The organism is Pseudomonas sp. GD03903, assembly GCF_029840045.1.
In the GTDB taxonomy this organism is placed as follows: domain Bacteria; phylum Pseudomonadota; class Gammaproteobacteria; order Pseudomonadales; family Pseudomonadaceae; genus Pseudomonas; species Pseudomonas pseudonitroreducens.
Genome location: NZ_JAOCBT010000007.1, coordinates 15,850 through 33,129 on the forward strand (window position 1 = coordinate 15,850; position 17,280 = coordinate 33,129).

14 protein-coding genes are annotated in these 17,280 nt (G+C 68.0%); 8 read left to right on the forward strand and 6 right to left on the reverse strand.

Annotation, left to right across the window (positions count from 1 at the left end; all coding sequences use genetic code 11):
• Window positions 1–171: 171 nt before the first annotated feature.
• Window positions 172–966, forward strand: a complete 795-nt coding sequence (locus N5C91_RS12865) for a DUF4892 domain-containing protein (RefSeq protein ID WP_279830188.1) — start codon at window positions 172–174, stop codon at window positions 964–966.
• A 67-nt stretch (window positions 967–1,033) separates the two neighbouring features.
• A complete protein-coding gene (locus N5C91_RS12870) occupies window positions 1,034–2,089 on the forward strand; it encodes an AI-2E family transporter (RefSeq protein ID WP_236174571.1) in 1,056 nt (351 codons plus the stop codon).
• 284 nt (window positions 2,090–2,373) lie between these two features.
• On the opposite strand, the gene N5C91_RS12875 is transcribed toward N5C91_RS12870, so the two are convergent.
• From N5C91_RS12875 to N5C91_RS12895, 5 genes are all read right to left on the reverse strand, one after another.
• The gene (locus N5C91_RS12875; protein WP_279830042.1) at window positions 2,374–3,654 is read right to left on the reverse strand and encodes a CynX/NimT family MFS transporter; all 1,281 of its coding nucleotides are present in this window, start codon (window positions 3,652–3,654) and stop codon (window positions 2,374–2,376) included.
• A 53-nt stretch (window positions 3,655–3,707) separates the two neighbouring features.
• A complete protein-coding gene (locus N5C91_RS12880; protein ID WP_279830043.1) occupies window positions 3,708–4,355 on the reverse strand; it encodes a FadR/GntR family transcriptional regulator in 648 nt (215 codons plus the stop codon).
• 129 nt (window positions 4,356–4,484) lie between these two features.
• On the reverse strand, window positions 4,485–5,219 hold the full coding sequence (gene xopAW, locus N5C91_RS12885) for a XopAW family type III secretion system calcium-binding effector (RefSeq protein WP_279830044.1): 735 nt from the start codon (window positions 5,217–5,219) through the stop codon (window positions 4,485–4,487).
• Window positions 5,220–5,335: 116 nt separating this feature from the next.
• Window positions 5,336–6,454 carry a HAMP domain-containing sensor histidine kinase gene (locus N5C91_RS12890; protein ID WP_279830045.1) on the reverse strand — a complete coding sequence of 373 codons (1,119 nt, stop codon included), beginning with the start codon at window positions 6,452–6,454 and terminating at the stop codon, window positions 5,336–5,338.
• On the reverse strand, window positions 6,435–7,190 hold the full coding sequence (locus N5C91_RS12895; protein WP_236174566.1) for a response regulator: 756 nt from the start codon (window positions 7,188–7,190) through the stop codon (window positions 6,435–6,437). The genes N5C91_RS12890 and N5C91_RS12895 overlap by 20 nt, the downstream gene beginning before the upstream one ends.
• A 319-nt stretch (window positions 7,191–7,509) precedes the next feature.
• Between N5C91_RS12895 and kdpF the strand changes: the two genes are divergently transcribed.
• The 6 genes from kdpF (at window position 7,510) to N5C91_RS12925 (ending at window position 15,717) form a co-directional block, all read left to right on the forward strand.
• Window positions 7,510–7,599 (forward strand): K(+)-transporting ATPase subunit F, encoded by a 90-nt coding sequence (gene kdpF, locus N5C91_RS12900; RefSeq protein WP_009618573.1) that lies wholly within the window; start codon window positions 7,510–7,512, stop codon window positions 7,597–7,599.
• Window positions 7,600–7,607: 8 nt separating this feature from the next.
• Complete coding sequence (gene kdpA, locus N5C91_RS12905) at window positions 7,608–9,302, forward strand: potassium-transporting ATPase subunit KdpA (protein WP_279830046.1); 1,695 nt, start codon at window positions 7,608–7,610, stop codon at window positions 9,300–9,302.
• A 10-nt stretch (window positions 9,303–9,312) separates the two neighbouring features.
• A complete protein-coding gene (gene kdpB / locus N5C91_RS12910) occupies window positions 9,313–11,373 on the forward strand; it encodes a potassium-transporting ATPase subunit KdpB (protein WP_279830047.1) in 2,061 nt (686 codons plus the stop codon).
• Between the two features lie 134 nt (window positions 11,374–11,507).
• A complete protein-coding gene (kdpC, locus tag N5C91_RS12915; RefSeq protein WP_279830048.1) occupies window positions 11,508–12,056 on the forward strand; it encodes a potassium-transporting ATPase subunit KdpC in 549 nt (182 codons plus the stop codon).
• Between the two features lie 270 nt (window positions 12,057–12,326).
• Window positions 12,327–14,984, forward strand: coding sequence for a sensor histidine kinase KdpD (locus tag N5C91_RS12920; protein ID WP_279830049.1), 2,658 nt, complete (start codon window positions 12,327–12,329; stop codon window positions 14,982–14,984).
• A gap of 40 nt (window positions 14,985–15,024) precedes the next feature.
• Window positions 15,025–15,717: a response regulator gene (locus tag N5C91_RS12925; RefSeq protein ID WP_279830189.1), complete on the forward strand. Its 693-nt coding sequence runs from the start codon at window positions 15,025–15,027 to the stop codon at window positions 15,715–15,717.
• A 444-nt stretch (window positions 15,718–16,161) separates the two neighbouring features.
• Here the strand turns inward: N5C91_RS12925 and N5C91_RS12930 are convergent, their stop codons facing one another.
• Window positions 16,162–17,199 carry a patatin-like phospholipase family protein gene (locus tag N5C91_RS12930; RefSeq protein WP_279830050.1) on the reverse strand — a complete coding sequence of 346 codons (1,038 nt, stop codon included), beginning with the start codon at window positions 17,197–17,199 and terminating at the stop codon, window positions 16,162–16,164.
• Between the last annotated feature and the right edge of the window lie 81 nt (window positions 17,200–17,280).

Consider the following 17,280-nt stretch of genomic DNA (forward strand, 5'->3'; position numbering starts at 1 on the left):
ACACCCTGTAGCGGCGGGCAGCTTGACTAAAGCGGGGCCTGCCGCGAGTCTGCACGGATCGTTTCAGGGAGATTGTGCATGCTCGACGTCCAGACCAACGCGCGCCAAGACGGCAAAAACCTTTCGGCGGACGCGCAGAAGGCCCGGATTTCACGGCTCCTTCACTCCCTGATGTTCACCGGCCTGCTCGGTGCAAGCGCCGCTGCGGGCGCCGCCGATCTGCCCGATAGCAACGACCTGGACATCCTCCCGCGCTTCCCGCGTGCGGAGATCGTCGACTTCAACCAGGCCGGCAGCCAGGAACGCATCTACCCGCAAGGCTCGATCAGCCGTATCAGCGGGCGCCTGCGCATGGAAGGCGAGGTGCGCGCCATCGGCGACCTGACCGCCGTGACCTACCGCCTGCCCGACGAGGACTCCAGCCAGAGCGCCTTCGCCGCCGCGCGCAAGGACCTGCTCAAGGCCGACGCCACGCCGCTGTTCTGGTGCGAGAGCCGCGATTGCGGCTCCAGCAACCTGCTGGCCAATTCGGTGTTCGGCAATTCCAAGCTGTTCGGCCCGGACGACCAGCAGGCCTATCTGCTGGTGCGCCTGGCCGCGCCCCACGAGGACAGCCTGCTGGCGGTCTACACCATCACCCGTGGCAACCGCCGCGCCTACCTGCATGCCGAGCAACTGGACAGCGGCACGCCGCTGGGCGAGCTGTTGCCCAGCCCGGCGACGCTGATGCGCCTGCTCAAGGCCAACGGCGAGCTGACCCTCAGCCACGTCCCGCAGGAGCCGGGTGGCGCCTGGCTCGACCTGCTGGTACGCACCTTGCGCCTGGACACCGGCGTGCGTGTGGAGCTGGCCGGCAAGCATGCCGGAGATTGGCGCTCGGCACTGACCGCCCAGGGAGTGCGCGATGCGCGCCTGGAGCAGGGCAAGGATGACAGCGACGGCCTGCACCTGACCTGGCTGCGCTGATTCACCTACGCTGATAAGGCCGAAGCGCTCTACACTGGGCGCTTCACGAGCCTGTTGCGGAGTTCCGATGTTCGACAATGATCGCCTGCTGCTGCGCCTGCTGTTGCTTGGCCTGCTCGCGGCCAGCATCTGGGTGTTGCTGCCCTTCTGGTCGGCCCTGGTCTGGGCGGCCGTGCTGGCCTTCGCCAGCTGGCCGCTGATGCGCCTGCTCACCCAGTTGCTCGGCGGTCGCCAGGCAGCCGCGGCCGGCTTGCTCACCGTGTGCTGGATCGTGCTGGTGGCATTGCCGCTGGTGTGGCTCGGCTTCGGGCTGGTGGACCGGGTGCGCGAAGGCGTCGAGCTGGTGAAGAACCTGCAGGTGTCCGGCCTGCCGCCGCCGCCGGAGTGGATGGCGCGGGTGCCGCTGATCGGCGATCGCCTGATCGGCTGGTGGTACCAGGCCGACCAGCAGGGCGTGGCGATGTTCTCCGCACTCAAGCCGTACATGGGCGAAGTGGGCAACTGGATGCTGGCGCGCAGCGCCAAGCTGGGCGCCGGCATCTTCGAACTGGTGCTCAGCCTGGTACTGATCTTCTTCTTCTACCGCGACGGCCTGCGCCTGCAGGCCTTCGCCCACGGCATGTTGCAGCGTCTGATCGGCGACACCGCGCAGCAATACATGGACATCATCGCCGGCACCGTGCAGCGGGTGGTCAACGGGGTGATCGGCACCGCCGCCGCGCAAGGCGTGCTGGCGACCGTCGGCTTCCTCATCGCCGGTGTGCCGGGCCCGCTGGTGCTGGGGCTGCTGACCTTTGTCTGCAGCCTGCTGATGGTGCCGCCGCTGATCTGGGGGCCGGCGGTGCTCTGGCTGTTCTACCAGGAGAGCTACGGCTACGCGGTGTTCATGGCGATCTGGGGCTTCTTCGTGATCAGCGGTGTGGACAACATCCTCAAGCCCTACCTGATCAGCCGTGGCGGCAACCTGCCGCTGGTGGTGGTGCTGCTGGGTGTGCTCGGCGGGCTGCTCAGCTTCGGTTTCATCGGCCTGTTCCTCGGGCCGGTGCTGCTGGCGGTGGTCTACAACCTGATCAGCGCCTGGGTCGATAGCTCGCACCGACCACCGCCGCCGCCGGTGGTTTGAAGCATGCAGAATGCGCCCTGCGGCCCTGTGGTGAGGATGACCGCGGCACGTTAGCCGTTGCACATTGCAGGAGCGAGCTTGCTCGCGAACGGGTTGCCCGGCGGCTCAGGTGCTGGGTGGGTTCGCGAGCAAGCTCGCTCCTACAGGTGAGGCGCAATCCCGAGCGAGGTTTGCGCCTCACGGTCTTGCAGGTCAGCAATGTAGGGCGAGTAGCCCGGAGCAGAGTGTCAGCCGCAATGGCGGATAACGCCTGAGGCGTTATGCGCCCTACGGGAGGGGCTGAGTCAGACGTGCTCGCTCTTCACCTGCACCAACCGATCCCGCCCGGCGCCCAGGCCGAACACGATGGCGGCGACTGTCACCACCACGAAGATAACCCCGGTCGCTGCCCAGCCGCCGGTGGCGTCGTGCACCACGCCGACTAGGAACGGCCCGCAGGCTGCCAGGGTGTAGCCGACGCCCTGGGCCATGCCGGAGAGGTTGGAGGCGACATGCGAGTCCGGCGAACGCAGCACGATCAGCGCCAGGGCGATGCTGAAGGTGCCGCCCTGGCCGAGGCCGAGCACCACGGCCCAGCCCCAGATACCCGAGAGCGGGGCGAGCAGCAGGCCGAGCAGGCCGGCCAGGGTCAGGCTCATGACGATCACCACGGCGAGGCGCTGGTCCTTGCCGCGGGTCGCCAGCCACGGTGCCGCCAGTGCGCTGAACAGCTGCACCATCACCGAACCGGAGAGCACCAGCCCGGCTTCCACCGCGCTCAGGCCTCGGTCGATGAGGATCGACGGCACCCAGCCGAAAACGATATAGGCCAGCGACGACTGCAGGCCCATGTACAGCGTCACCTGCCAGGCCAGCGGATCGCGCCACAGCCCCTTCACCTTGTACACCGCGCGGTGGGCGTGGTGGTTCTGGCGGGTTTGCGGCAGCCAGATCGCCGCCGCGACCACGGCGGGTAACGCCCAGAACGCCAGCGCCAGTTGCCAGCTGTTGTCCATCAGCCCCGCCAGCGGCACGGTGGAACCGGCCGCGGTAGCGGCGCCCAGGCACAGGGCCATGGTGTAGACGCCGGTCATGGTCCCGGCGATGTGCGGGAAGTCGCGCTTGACGATGCCCGGCAGCAGCACGCCGATGATGCCGATGCTGGCGCCAGCCACCAGGCTGCCGAGGAACAGCCCGGCGACCGGGAACAGGCTGCGCAGGACGATGCCGCCGGCCAGGGTGAAGAGGATCAGCAGCACCGTGCGCTCGGCGCCCAGGCGTCGCGCGAGCATCGGCGCCAGCGGGGCGAACAGGCCCAGGCAGAGCACTGGCAGGGTGGTCAGCAGGCCCGCGGCAGCGGCGGAAAGGCCGGTGTCGTCGCGCACGGTGTTGAGCAGCGGCGACAGGCTGGAAAGCGCCGGGCGCAGGTTGATCGCCACCAGCACCAGGCCCAGCAGCAACAGCCAGGTGCGTTGCGGGGGCGGTGCAATATTTGGCGCGCTGTCGTCTTCGGCGTCGATCAGCAGTTCTTCGGGCGGGCAGGACACCTTGTGTTCGGCGTCTTTCGAGTCATTGGGCTGGGACATGGTGGGCATTCCAGGGCAGCAAGGCAGTCAGAATTGGCAGGAAGAAACAAGCGTCAGATCAGCAGCGCGCGATTCGCTGTCGCGGCGGCTTCGGCGTCGCCCCGGGCGATGGCGTCGACCAGCTCGCGGTGCAGCTCGAAGCTCGGCTGCGGCCGGCTCGGGTCACCGATGGTGCGCTCCAGGCCGGCGCGGATGACCTGCGAGAAGTAGCGGTACAACTCGCTGAGCACCGGGTTGTGGGCACTGTCCACCACGCGCTGGTGGAAGGCCAGGTCATGGGCAATGTAGTCGTCCAGCGAGCCGCCGTGATGCACGGCAGAGGCTTCCAGCGCCTCGCGCAGGGCGACGAGGTCCGCCTCGGTGCGACGCTCGGCAGCCAGCCGGCTGGCTTCCACTTCGATGATGCCGCGCGCTTCCAGCGCCTGCTCCACCGAACTGCGGGCCAGTACCAGCATGGTGTCCAGCGGGTCGGCACAGGCGCGCACGTAGGTGCCGTCGCCCTGGCGCACCTCCAGCACGCCGGAGAAGGTCAGCACGCGTACGGCTTCGCGCACCGTGTTGCGGCTCATGCCGAGGATCTCGGCGAGTTCGGGTTCTGGCGGCAGGCGCTGGCCGAGCGGCCAGGTGCCATCGTCAATACGCAGGCGGATCTGTTCGAGGGCGATATCCACCAGCGAACGTTTCTGGAGAGGGCTTGGCATTGAAACATCCAATCATCGGATGAATTTTCGGAAGCCAAGACTAGGGCAGGTACGCGGTGTTGGCAATCTGGTCAATGAGTGAAACCGCCGGAGCGGGGGGCGCTCCGGCGGCAAGGCAACGCGCGCGGCTCAGGCGGCTATGTTCAGCAGGCTGCCGCTGGTGGCCTGGAGCGTGGTGGCATCGCTGCTCTGGTACTGCTTGAGCAGGTTGGCCACCAGCTTCTGGTAGGCAGCGCTGGTGTTGGCGTCTGTGCTGGACTGGCCGCCTGATTGGCTACCGGAGGGTGGGGCCGGCGGCGGGCCGTCGCCGCGGGCCTGGAAGGCACTGTTCAGCTCGTCGCTGCTGATGCCTCCGCTGCCATCGGTGTCGAGCTGGCTGAACAGCTGGCTGAGCTGGTCGCTGTCGTCGCCCTTGCCGGCGGCCGCCAGTTCGTCGGCGCTGATGACGCCGTCACCGTTGCTGTCCAGCGAACTGATCAGGTCCTCGCTGGAACCACCGGCGCCGCCCAGGCCACCGGGGCCACCCATGCCGCCGTGCGGGGGCGGCGGCATGGCGGCCGACAGTTCGTCCTGGGAGATGCCGCCGCTCCCGTCGCTGTCCAGCTGGGCGAGCAGGTCGTCGACATTGATGCTGCTGTCGCTGTCATCGGAGGACGACAGCGCGCTGGTCAGCTCGTCCTTGCTGATGCTGCCGTCACCATCGCTGTCGATGGACTTGAACAGGTCTTCCTGGAATTTCGCCGCGCCCTGGGCGCCACCGCAGCTGCCGGTCCGGGTGCCGGTCGTGCTGCTGGCGGCGGTCTGGGTCTTGGCGAGCGTCGAGCCGGTGTAATAGCTCGAATAGCTGCTGACGCCGCTGATCATAGGACTGTCTCCATGGTTGCCCGGAGGGTTCTCCGGTTTTCGCAGCCTCGGTGGCGTCTGTGTCGCGGGTATGTGTGCTTTGTATGCAGGCTTCTACATCAGCCGCGCGGCAGGTATCAGTTGCGCGGGAGCCGGAGCACGGCGGTGGCGCCGCCGCCCGGGGTTTCCTCGAAGGCCAGGTCGCCGCCCTGGCGCCGCGCGGCATCGCGGGCAATGGCCAGGCCGAGGCCGACACCACCGGAGTTGCGGTTGCGCGAACCTTCCAGGCGGAAGAACGGCTCGAACACCTGCTCGCGCAGTTCCGCGGGAATGCCCGGACCGTGGTCGCGCACGCGGATTTCCACGTCGCGGCTGCCGTCGCGCAGCTCGATGCTGACATCGCCGGCATAGCGCAAGGCGTTGTCCAGCAGGTTGTTCAGGCAGGAGCGCAACGCCATGGGTTGCACCTTGAGCGGCGCGCAATAGCCTTCCACGCCGACGTCGGCACCGCGTTCGCAGGCGTCTTCGGCCAGGGAGTCGGCCAGTGCCTTGACGTCGAACCACTGTTGCGGCTCGGTGGCGCGCTCCTGCTGCAGGTAGTGCAGGGTGGAGTCGAGCATACCGATCATTTCGGCCAGGTCCTGGCCGATGCGGGTACGCAGTTGCGGGTTGTCGATTTCCTCGACGCGCAGGCGCAGGCGCGACAGCGGTGTGCGCAGGTCATGGGAGACCGCCACCAGCATGCGGCTGCGCTGCTGGACCTGCTCGCGGATGCGTTCGCGCATGCGGTTGAAGGCATGGGCGGCCTGGCGTGCTTCCCGCGGGCCGGTTTCCGGCAGGGGCGGACTGTCGAGGTCTTCGGAGAGGCGCAGTGCGGCGTCGCCCATGTGTTGCACCGGACGGGCCAGCAGGCGCGCACCGACGTAGGCGGCGAGGATCAGCGTGAGCAACTGGAAGGCGAACGGCACACTCCAGAACGGCAGGCGCGGCGGCGGCGGTGGCGGCGGGCGGAAGCCCTCGGGGCCTGCCGGGAAACCGTCCGGTGGCGGGCCGCGTTGCAATCCCTGTTCCGCTGGCGGCGGTGGTGGCGGCTCGTGGCGCGGCCCGTAGTGATGGAACCAGGTGAATGCCAGCAGGTGCGCGACCACGATGGCCAGCAGGAATACGCCGAACAGCCGGGCGAACAGGCTGTCGGCGCGCTCCAGCGGTTTTTCCTTCGCGCGCTCGGGCGCGGACTCAGGCGATGTCGCGGACATCGAACAGATAGCCTTCGCCGCGCACCGTCTTGATCAGCCGGGGCGAGCGCGGATCGTCGCCGAGCTTCTGCCGCAGGCGCGAGACGAGCAGGTCGATGCTGCGGTCGAAGGCCTCGATGGTGCGGCCGCGGGCGGCGTCCAGCAGCAGTTCGCGATTGAGCACCCGCCGCGGGCGTTCGAGGAATACCCAGAGCAGGCGGAATTCGGCGTTGGACAGCGGCACCACCAGGCCATCCGGCGCATGCAGCTGGCGCAGCACGCTGTCCAGGCGCCACTGGTCGAAGCGCACCTGGGCGCGCGGTTCGCCGCGTGCGCCTTCTTCGCTGGGGGCGCTGGTGCCGCGCGCACGGCGCAGGATGGTCTGGATACGCGCCACCAGCTCGCGCGGCTCGAAGGGCTTGGCCATGTAGTCGTCGGCGCCCAGTTCCAGGCCGATGATGCGGTCCGCCGGCTCGCAGCGCGCGGTGAGCATGAGGATCGGGATATCCGACTCGGCGCGCAGGTAGCGGCACAGCGACAGGCCGTCTTCGCCGGGCAGCATCAGGTCGAGGACCACCACGTCGTAGCTGTCGTTCTCCAGCGCACGGCGCATCTCGACGCCGTCGGCGACGCCGTGGGCCTCGATGTTGAAACGCGCGAGATAACCGCAGAGCAGCTCGCGGATCGGCTCGTCGTCATCCACCAGCAGGGCGCGGGTGGTCCAGCGGCGTGGGTCGTCGGAAGTGCTCGGGTACATGAGGAAACCTGTCGCGGGAATCGTGGGGCAGGGTGGCCAGGGGCCGCCAGGGCATGCGACGGATGCATGCTAACCCGTCATCACGTGCGCGGGCCATGGTCGGCGAGGCTGCGGCCGACGGGTGTCGTCAGCGTGTCCGCTCTGTATCGGTTTCGATACATGCCCGCCGGGCGACGATTCCAGGCGGTTTTTTACGCCTTCTTTACGCTGCCCGGCGAGCCTGGGAATCGCTCCTTTACGCGCTCCTTGCGGAAAATTTCCGTCAAGCGGCAACAGCCGCATCAAGCGATGGAATCGCCCGCGTGAGGAGAAAGCAATCATGAGCGTGCTCGACGGTGTATCCCTGGTCCTGGCCACGGGACTGTTCATCTACCTGCTGGTGGCGCTGCTGCGCGCCGACCGCTCCTAGGGGATGCCATGAACAGTCATGACGTGTTGCTGATCGTTGCCTTCCTGGCGCTGGTGCTGGTGCCGGCGCCGTTCCTCGGGCGCTTCTACTACAAGGTGATGGAGGGCCAGCGGACCTTCCTCAGTCCGCTGTTCCTGCCGGTGGAGCGGGCCATCTACCGCGCCTGCGGCATCCACCCCGAGGACGAGCAGGACTGGAAGAGCTACACCCTGGCGCTGCTGGCCTTCAACCTGGCCGGGCTGGTGCTGCTGTTCGCCATCCTCCTGCTGCAGGGCGGCCTGCCGCTCAACCCGCAGCATCTGCCGGGCCTGGAGTGGACGCTGGCGTTCAACACGGCGGTGAGCTTCGTCACCAATACCAACTGGCAGGCCTACAGCGGCGAAGCCTCGCTGAGCTACCTGAGCCAGATGCTCGGCCTGACCGTGCAGAACTTCGTCAGCGCCGCCGTCGGCCTGGCCGTGCTGGTGGCGCTGGCCCGCGGCATCTCGCGCAAATCGACGAACAACCTCGGCAACTTCTGGGTCGACCTGACCCGCGCCACCCTCTACGGGCTGATCCCGCTGTGCCTGCTGCTGGCGCTGCTGCTGGTCTGGCAGGGCGTGCCGCAGACCTTCCTCGACTATGCCCATGCACTGACCGTGCAGGGTGACGACCAGTCCATTCCGCTGGGCCCGGCGGCCAGCCAGATCGCCATCAAGCAACTGGGCACCAACGGTGGCGGCTTCTTCGGCGTGAACTCGGCGCACCCGTTCGAGAACCCGACCATCTGGAGCAACCTGTTCGAGGTCGTCTCGATCATCCTGATCCCGGCTGCGCTGGTGTTCACCTTCGGCCACTACGTGAAGGACCTGCGCCAGAGCCGCGCCATCCTCGGTTGCATGCTGCTGCTGTTCGCCCTCGGCCTGGGCGCCTCACTGTGGGCCGAGTACCAGCCCAACCCGGCGCTCAGCGCGCTGCCGGTGGAGCAGGTCGCGCCGCTGGAAGGCAAGGAGAGCCGCTTCGGCACCACGGCCAGCGTGCTCTGGTCGGTGACCACCACCGCCGCCTCCAACGGCTCGGTAAACGCCATGCATGACAGCCTCAACCCGCTGTCGGGCATGGTCGCGATGCTCAACATGATGGTCGGCGAAGTGATCTTCGGCGGTGTCGGCGCGGGGCTCTACGGCATGCTGCTGTTCGTCCTGGTGGCGGTGTTCCTCGCCGGGCTGATGGTCGGTCGCACCCCGGAATACCTCGGCAAGAAGCTCGAAGCTCGCGAAGTCCGCCTGCTGGTGGCGACCCTGCTGGTGATGCCGGTGGGCGTGCTGGTACTCGGCGCCATCGCCGCCAGCCTGCCCGGCCCGGCCTCGGCGGTGAGCAACCCCGGTGCCCACGGCTTCAGCCAGCTGCTCTACGCCTACACCTCGGGCACCGCGAACAACGGCTCGGCCTTCGCCGGCTTCGGCGCCAACACGCCGTTCCACAACCTGATGATCGCCCTGGCCATGCTGATCGGCCGCTTCGGCTACATCCTCCCGGTGCTGGCGATCGCCGGCAGCCTGGCGGCGAAGAAGGCCACCCCGGTCGGCCCCAACAGCTTCCCGACCCACGGCCTGCTGTTCGTCAGCCTGCTGACCGCGACCATCCTGCTGGTGGGTGGCCTGAACTTCCTGCCGACGCTGGTGCTGGGCCCGGTGGCCGATCACCTGACGCTCGGTTTCTGAGGAACCTGCAATGAACGCTAAAACCCAGGAACTGGCCCTGAACAAGGCCGTCGAGAAACGTCCGACCACCGCGCTGTCCGCCCTGTGGAAGCCAGCGCTGCTGCAGGCCTTCATCAAGCTTGACCCACGCCAGCTGCAACGCTCGCCGGTCATGCTGGTGGTGGCCCTGACCGCGGTGCTGACCACCGTGCTCTGCGTGGTCGGCGGTGAGTCGGTGCCCACTTTCGTCGCCGTGCAGATCGCTGTGTGGCTGTGGTTCACCGTGCTCTTCGCCAACTTCGCCGAAGCCCTCGCAGAAGGCCGCGGCAAGGCCCGTGCGGACAGCCTCAAGGCCGGCACCCAGGGCCTGCAGGCGATGCGCATGGCGGTGACCGGAAAGTTCGAGAAAGTCGCCTCCAGCAGCCTGCGCAAGGGCGACGTGGTGCGGGTCGAAGCCGGCGAGTTGATCCCCGGCGATGGCGAGGTGATCGAGGGCGTGGCGGCGGTCAACGAGGCCGCCATCACCGGTGAATCCGCGCCGGTGATTCGCGAATCCGGCGGCGACCGCTCGGCCGTCACCGGCAACACCCGGCTGGTGTCCGACTGGCTGCTGGTGAAGATCACCGCCAACCCCGGCGAGTCCACCCTCGACCGCATGATCGCCCTGGTGGAAGGCGCCAAGCGGCAGAAGACCCCCAACGAAGTCGCGCTGGACATCCTGCTGATCGGTCTGACGCTGATCTTCCTGCTGGTGGTCGTGACCCTGAAGCCTTTCGCCCTGTTCGCCGGCGGCAACCTGCCGCTGGTGTTCCTGGTGGCGCTGCTGGTGACGCTGATCCCCACCACCATCGGCGGCCTGCTCTCGGCCATCGGCATCGCCGGCATGGACCGCCTGGTGCGCCTGAACGTCATCGCCAAGTCCGGCCGTGCCGTGGAGGCAGCCGGGGACGTGCATGTGTTGATGCTCGACAAGACCGGCACCATCACCTTCGGCAACCGCCGCTGCAGCGCGCTGCACACCGCACCCGGCGTGCAGCCGCTGGAACTGGCCGAAGGCGCGTTCCTCGCCTCGCTGGCCGATGACACGCCCGAGGGCAAGTCCATCGTCGAGTTCCTCCGTGCGCAGATTGTCCTGCCGGAGCCGGATCGTAGCCGCGTGACACCTATCGCCTTCAGCGCCGAAACGCGCCTGTCGGGCATCGACATGGACGGCCACGTCTACCGCAAGGGCGCCGTCGACGCCGCGCTGGCCTTCGTTGGCCTGGAGCGCGCGCAGATGCCGGAAAGCCTGGCCAAGGAAATCGAACGGATCGCCCAGAGCGGTGGCACGCCGCTGCTGGTGGTGGCCGACAGCAAGCTGCTGGGCGCCATCCACCTGAAGGACGTGGTCAAGCCAGGCATCCGCGAGCGTTTCGCCGAGCTGCGGCGCATGGGTATCCGCACCGTGATGGTGACCGGCGACAACCCGCTGACCGCCGCCGCCATCGCTGCCGAGGCGGGCGTGGACGACGTGATCGCCGAAGCCACCCCGGAGAAGAAGCTGGCGCGCATCCGCCAGGAGCAGGGCGAAGGCCGCATGGTCGCCATGTGCGGCGACGGCGCCAACGACGCCCCCGCGCTGGCCCAGGCCGATGTCGGCATGGCCATGAACGACGGCACCCAGGCCGCCCGCGAGGCCGCCAACCTGGTAGACCTGGACAGCGACCCGACCAAGCTGCTGGACGTGGTGCAGGTGGGCAAGGAACTGCTGGTGACCCGTGGCGCGCTGACTACCTTCTCGGTAGCCAACGACGTGGCCAAGTACTTCGCCATCCTCCCCGCGCTGTTCGCCGGCATCTACCCGCAGCTGGGCGTACTCAACGTGATGAAACTGGCCAGCCCGCAGAGCGCGATCCTCTCGGCCATCGTGTTCAACGCGCTGATCATCGTCGCCCTGATCCCCCTGGCCCTGCGCGGCGTGCGCGTGCAGGCCAGCGACGCCTCGCAGCTGCTGCGGCGCAACCTGCTGATCTACGGCGTCGGCGGGCTGGTCGCGCCGTTCGTGGGGATCAAGCTGATCGACATGCTGCTCGTCGCCATCGGCCTCGCCTGATGCTCTCTGTAGGTTGGCGTGGAGCGAAGCGATACCCAACAGATCGCGGGACCGCGATGGGTATCGCTCCGCTCCACCCATCCTACGAACGCCACTCATGTAGCACGCACTGAACGTTCACGAGGAACACCAACATGCTCAACCAACTCCGCCCCGCCATCGCCTCGTTGGTCCTGCTCAGCGCGATCACCGGCGTGGCCTACCCGCTGGCCGTCACCGGCATCGCCCAGGTCGCCTTCCACGAGCAGGCCAACGGCAGCCTGGTGCGCGACGAAAACGGCAACGTGCGCGGCTCGGCCCTGATCGCACAGAAATTCGACGGCGCCCAGTGGTTCCATTCGCGCCCTTCGGCCGGCGACTTCGCCACCGTCTCCAGCAGCGCCAGCAACCTTGCGCCCGGCAACCCGGCACTGGCCGAGCGCATCGCCAAGGACGCCGCCGCCCAGCGGATCGGCAGCCAACCGGTGCCGCTGGCGCTGGTCACCACTTCCGGCAGCGGCCTCGACCCGCAACTGCCGCCGGCCGCCGCGCTGTATCAGGTGCCGCGCATCGCCCTGGAACGCGGCGTCCCGGCGGCGAGCCTGGAGAAGCTGGTGGAGGCCAACACCGAGCGCCCGCTGATCGGCCCCGCGGTGGTCAACGTGCTGGCGCTGAACATGGCCCTGGCCAGCCTGTCTCGCTAGACTCCAGCGCCTGCATGGCAGGGTGCGGCCAGGGTTGGAACGCAGGGCGAATAACCTGGAGCAGGTTATCCGCCGGCTCTGATCGTGGTGGATAACGCTGGCGCGTTATGCAGCCTACACAGCACGCGCTTGCGTTGTTCTGGCAGAAGCGCCGTCGATGCCATGCAGGGAGGCGGTGCTGGCTGACGGTATTTTCCCGTGGGAAAGAGGTTTCGCCCGTTCTCCAGCAACACATGAACGCGCGCCATCAAGCACTTCGAGGATAGCGACATGACCGACCCCAACCGCGCCGATGCCCTGCTGGCCGACCTGCCTGCCATGGGCCGTGGCCGTCTCAAGGTATTCCTCGGCGCCGCGCCGGGCGTCGGCAAGACCTACGCCATGCTCCTGGCCGCCCAGAGTCAACTGCGCCAGGGCGTGAAACTGCGCGTCGGTATCGTCGAAACCCACGGTCGCGCGGAGACCGAGGCACTGCTCGCCGGCCTGCCGCAGCAGGCGCTCAAGCGCTCCGACTACCGTGGCATCACCCTGGAGGAAATGGACCTCGACGGCTTGCTCGCCGACCCGCCCGCGCTGGCGCTGGTGGATGAGTTGGCCCACAGCAACGCTCCTGGCAGCCGCCATGCCAAGCGCTGGCAGGACATCCAGGAACTGCTCTCGGCCGGTATCGACGTCTACACCACGGTCAACGTCCAGCACCTGGAAAGCCTCAACGACCACGTGCGTGACATCACCGGCGTGCAGGTGCGCGAAACCGTGCCTGACTGGGTGCTGCAGGAAGCCTACGAACTGTTGCTGGTGGACCTGCCGCCGCGCGAACTGCTGGAGCGCCTGCGCGAAGGCAAGGTCTACGTGCCCGAGCAGGCGCGCGCCGCCATCGACGCCTTCTTCAGCCAGACCAACCTCACTGCGCTGCGCGAACTGGCCATGCAGACCGCCGCCGCGCGGGTCGACGCCGACCTTGCCCACCGCTACCGGCAGCAGGGCGGGGAAGCGCCGGCGGTGCGCGGGCGCCTGCTGGTTGGCGTGGACGGTGAACACCACGCCGAGCGCCTGGTGCGCCACGCCAGCCGCGTGGCCGAGCGCCGGCACCTGCCCTGGTCGCTGGTGCACGTCGACACCGGCGAAGCACGTAGCGAAGAATCGCGCATGCAATTGCAGGGCGCCCAGCAACTGGCCGAGCGTCTCGGCGGCGACGTGGTGGAACTGCGTGGCGGCGAAGTCGCACGCACCCTGGTCGAGCATGCCAAGGAGCGCCGCGCCACCCTGTTGCTGGTCGGCCGGTCGCGGCAGCGCTGGTATCGCCGGTTGTTCGGCGGCGGGCTCGCGGCGCGCCTGCTGCGTTTGGGCGACGGCCTGGAAATCAGCGTGCTCGACAGCGAGGCCGACCTCACGCCGCCCAGGGTTCGCCCGCAAACGCCCTGGCCCTGGGGCAACTACCTGCTCGCCGCCCTGGCCGCTGCCTGCGCCAGTGCGCTGGCCTGGGGCGTGGCCAGCGTGCTGGAACTGCCGAACATCTCCCTGGTGTTCCTCGCCGCGGTGTTGCTGGTGGCGGTGCGCAGCAGCCTCGGCCCGGCACTGGCCTGCGCCGTGCTGTCGTTCCTGGCCTATGACTTCCTGTTCATCCCGCCGCATTTCTCCTTCTCCATCCAGCGCGAAGAGGACGTGCTGACCCTGCTGTTCTTCCTGCTCATGGCTGGCCTCACCGGTAACCTCGCCGCCCGTCAGCGCCGGCAGTTGCAGGCGCTGCGCGAGACGCAGGAAGAGACCAGCCAGATGCTCGACCTGTCGCGCAAGCTCACCGCCGCCACCGACCGCCAGGCGGTGATGACCGCCGCCGCACAGCAACTGGGCGGCTGGGAGGGGCTGGATATCTGCCTGCTCGGGCAGGTCAACCGCGAGTGGAAAATCGAAGGCGGCCTGAATCAAGCGCTGGAGGATCAGGAGCGCGCCGCCGCCGACTGGGCCTGGCAACACGACCAGCCCGCCGGCCTGGGTACCGGCACGCTGCCGGGCGGGCGCTGGTGGTGGTGGCCGCTGTCCGGCGAGGACGGCCCGTTGGCTCTGCTGGGCGTCAGCCCGCGCGATGGCCAGCCGCTGCCCGGTTCGCGCCGCCGCCTGCTCGCCGCGCTCGGCCAGCCACTGGGGCAGGCACTGGCCCGTGCGCGCCTGGCGGAAGACCTCGAAGCCGCGCGCCTGCATGGCGAAACCGAACAACTGCGCAGTGCGTTGCTGGCCTCGGTCAGCCATGACCTGCGCACGCCGTTGACCTCCATGCGCGGCGCCATCGACAGCCTGCTGGCCCTCGGTGACGCGATCCCGCCACCGGACCGCCGCGAACTGCTGGAAAGCACCCGCGACGAGGCCGAGCGCCTGGACCGCTACATCCAGAACCTGCTGGACATGACCCGCCTCGGCCATGGCGGCCTGAAGCTGTCGCGGGACTGGGTATCGCCCGGCGACATCGTTGGCAGCGCGCTCAACCGCCTGCGCGCGGTGGTCGCGCCGTATCGCGTGGAAACCCGCGTGCCGCCGGAGCTGCCGCTGCTCTACGTGCATGCAGCGCTGATCGAGCAGGCGCTGGTCAACGTGCTGGAAAACGCCGCGCGCTTCTCCCCGCCGCAAGGCCGCCTGCGGGTGGTGGTGGAGCAGGGCGACGAGGAGTTGCGCTTCTTGGTCAGCGACGAGGGGCCGGGCATTCCGCCAGCCGAGCGCGAGAAGATCTTCGACATGTTCTACACCGCTGCGCGTGGTGACCGCGGCGGGCAGGGTACCGGGCTGGGCCTGGCGATCTGCCAGGGCATGGTCGGCGCCCACGGCGGGCGCATTACCGTCGAGGATGGTATCGATGGGCGCGGCACCACCCTCGTGCTGCACCTGCCACTGCAGCAGCAGCCGGACCCGGAGCAGCTTGATGCTGCTCTCTGAAAGGCTCAAGCTGGACGCCCCCAGCCAGTCCGGACTGCCGATGAACGCCAGCGCCGCCACCATCCTGGTCGTCGACGACGAACCGCAGATCCGCAAGTTCCTCCGCATCAGCCTCAGCGCTGGTGGCTACAAGGTGCTCGAAGCCGGCACCGGCGAAGAGGGCCTGGCCCAGGCCGCGCTGGGCCGCCCGGACCTGGTGGTGCTCGACCTCGGCCTGCCGGACAAGGACGGCCAGGACGTCCTGCGGGAACTGCGCGAATGGTCGCAGGTGCCGGTGTTGGTGCTGTCGGTGCGCGCCAGCGAAAGCGAGAAGGTGCTGGCGCTGGACAGCGGCGCCAACGACTACGTGACCAAGCCCTTCGGCATCCAGGAGTTCCTCGCGCGCATCCGTGTGCTGCTGCGTCAGGGCGGCACTGGCGAGACGCAGGAAGCGGTGGTGGCGGTCGGGCCGCTGAGCGTGGATTTCTCCTACCGCCGGGTGCTGCTCGACGGCGCGGAAGTCTCGCTGACCCGCAAGGAGTACGCAGTGCTTTCGACCCTCGCCCGGCACGTCGGGCGGGTGGTGACCCAGCAGCAGTTGCTCAAGGATATCTGGGGGCCGACGCATACCGAGGACACGCACTACCTGCGTGTAGTGGTTGGCCATCTGCGGCAGAAGCTCGCCGATGATCCGACGAGCCCGCGCTTCATTGTGACCGAGGCGGGTGTGGGGTATCGGTTGCGCGAGGGCTGACTGCGCGACGTACGTTCCCGCGTAGGAGCGGACTCCGTCCGCGATGTGTGTGCCTCGCACTGGGGTTTCCCGCGTCGCTTCGGCGTGCGCGCGGACTTCTTGTTTCGCCCCCTCGGGCGACCCACTTTGGCAAACGACCCAAAGTGGGCAAAGGTCTTGCCCCGGACATCCGGTTTCTCGCTTAGGCGAAAAATACCCTCGTTGAATCGAAGTTTCAGGGGCACGCCACGACGGGCCATCCCTGGCCCATCGTGGCTCTCGCGACATCCATGTCGCTCAACCCCTGAAACTCCAATTCAACGAGGCCTCCTGAACGGGGCGTTCGGCGTGCGCGGGTGTTTCTCTGGAAGTCTTCAAAAACCAGAGCCAGAGCCAAAGCGGCGCGAGTCGGGTTTCTGTAGGAGCGAGCTTGCTCGCGAACCCGCACGGCACCGGATCAACCGGTCAATACGGATTCTCCGCCTCATACCGATCCAGCGTATCGCTGGCGATCTGCCGGCCAAGGGCGATGAGTTCCGGTGCCTTGTAGAACTCGAAGAAGCGGCAAACACGCTTGGGCACGTTGATCAGGATATCCGGCGGGTAACCGGCGATCTTGTACTGCGCCAGCGACGTCTGCATCACCTCGAAGCTCTGGTTCACCAGTTCCAGCAAGGAGGCCGGGCTGCTGCTGTCGATCACGTGGCTGCCGGTGGCCGAGCGTGGCGAGCCCTTGGCCTGGGGGGCGGCGGCGGGTTGCTGCATCTCCGGCTCGGCTGGCTCCTCGGAGGCGGCCGGGACCGGGTGCAGCAGGGCGTCGGCGATCAGCTCGGGTGGCGGCTCGGATTCCCCCTTGCGGAAGAAGCTCAGCTTGTTGGACAGCCCGGAGAGCACTGCGTCGAAGCGGCCTTTCAGGGCGGCGGGGCGCTCGATCACCGGCAGCGAGTACTGGCGCTGGTTGGTGGCGTTGAGGTTGACCGCGACGATCAGGTCGGCGTGGGTCGAGACCACCGGGACGATCGGCAGTGGGTTGAGCAGGCCGCCGTCCACCAGCATGCGCGAGCCCTGCATGACCGGGGTGAACAGGCTGGGAATCGCCGCCGAGGCGCGCATGGCCTGGTGCAGGCAGCCTTCCTGGAACCAGATTTCCTGCTGGTTGGTCAGGTCGGTGGCGACTGCCGTGTAGGGAATCGGCAAGTCCTCGATGTTGATCTCGCCGAGCAGCTCGTGAATCTTGCCGAACACCCGCTCGCCGCGAATGGCGCCCAGGCGGAAGCTGACGTCGAGCAGGCGCAGCACGTCGAGGTAGTCCAGGCTTTCCACCCAGTCGCGGTACTCGCCCAACTTGCCGGCTGCGTAGATGCCGCCGATCACCGCGCCCATGGAGCAGCCGGCGATGCACACCACTTCATAGCCGCGCCGTTCGATCTCCTCGATTACGCCAATATGCGCATAACCTCGGGCTCCGCCGGAGCCAAGCACCAGCGCAATCTGTTTTGACATAGGGCAACTCCGCGTTACGAACTGCCCGACGATACGCCGGGGTCGGCGGTCGAGCCAAGCCGGGCTTTGCTAGAATCGGCG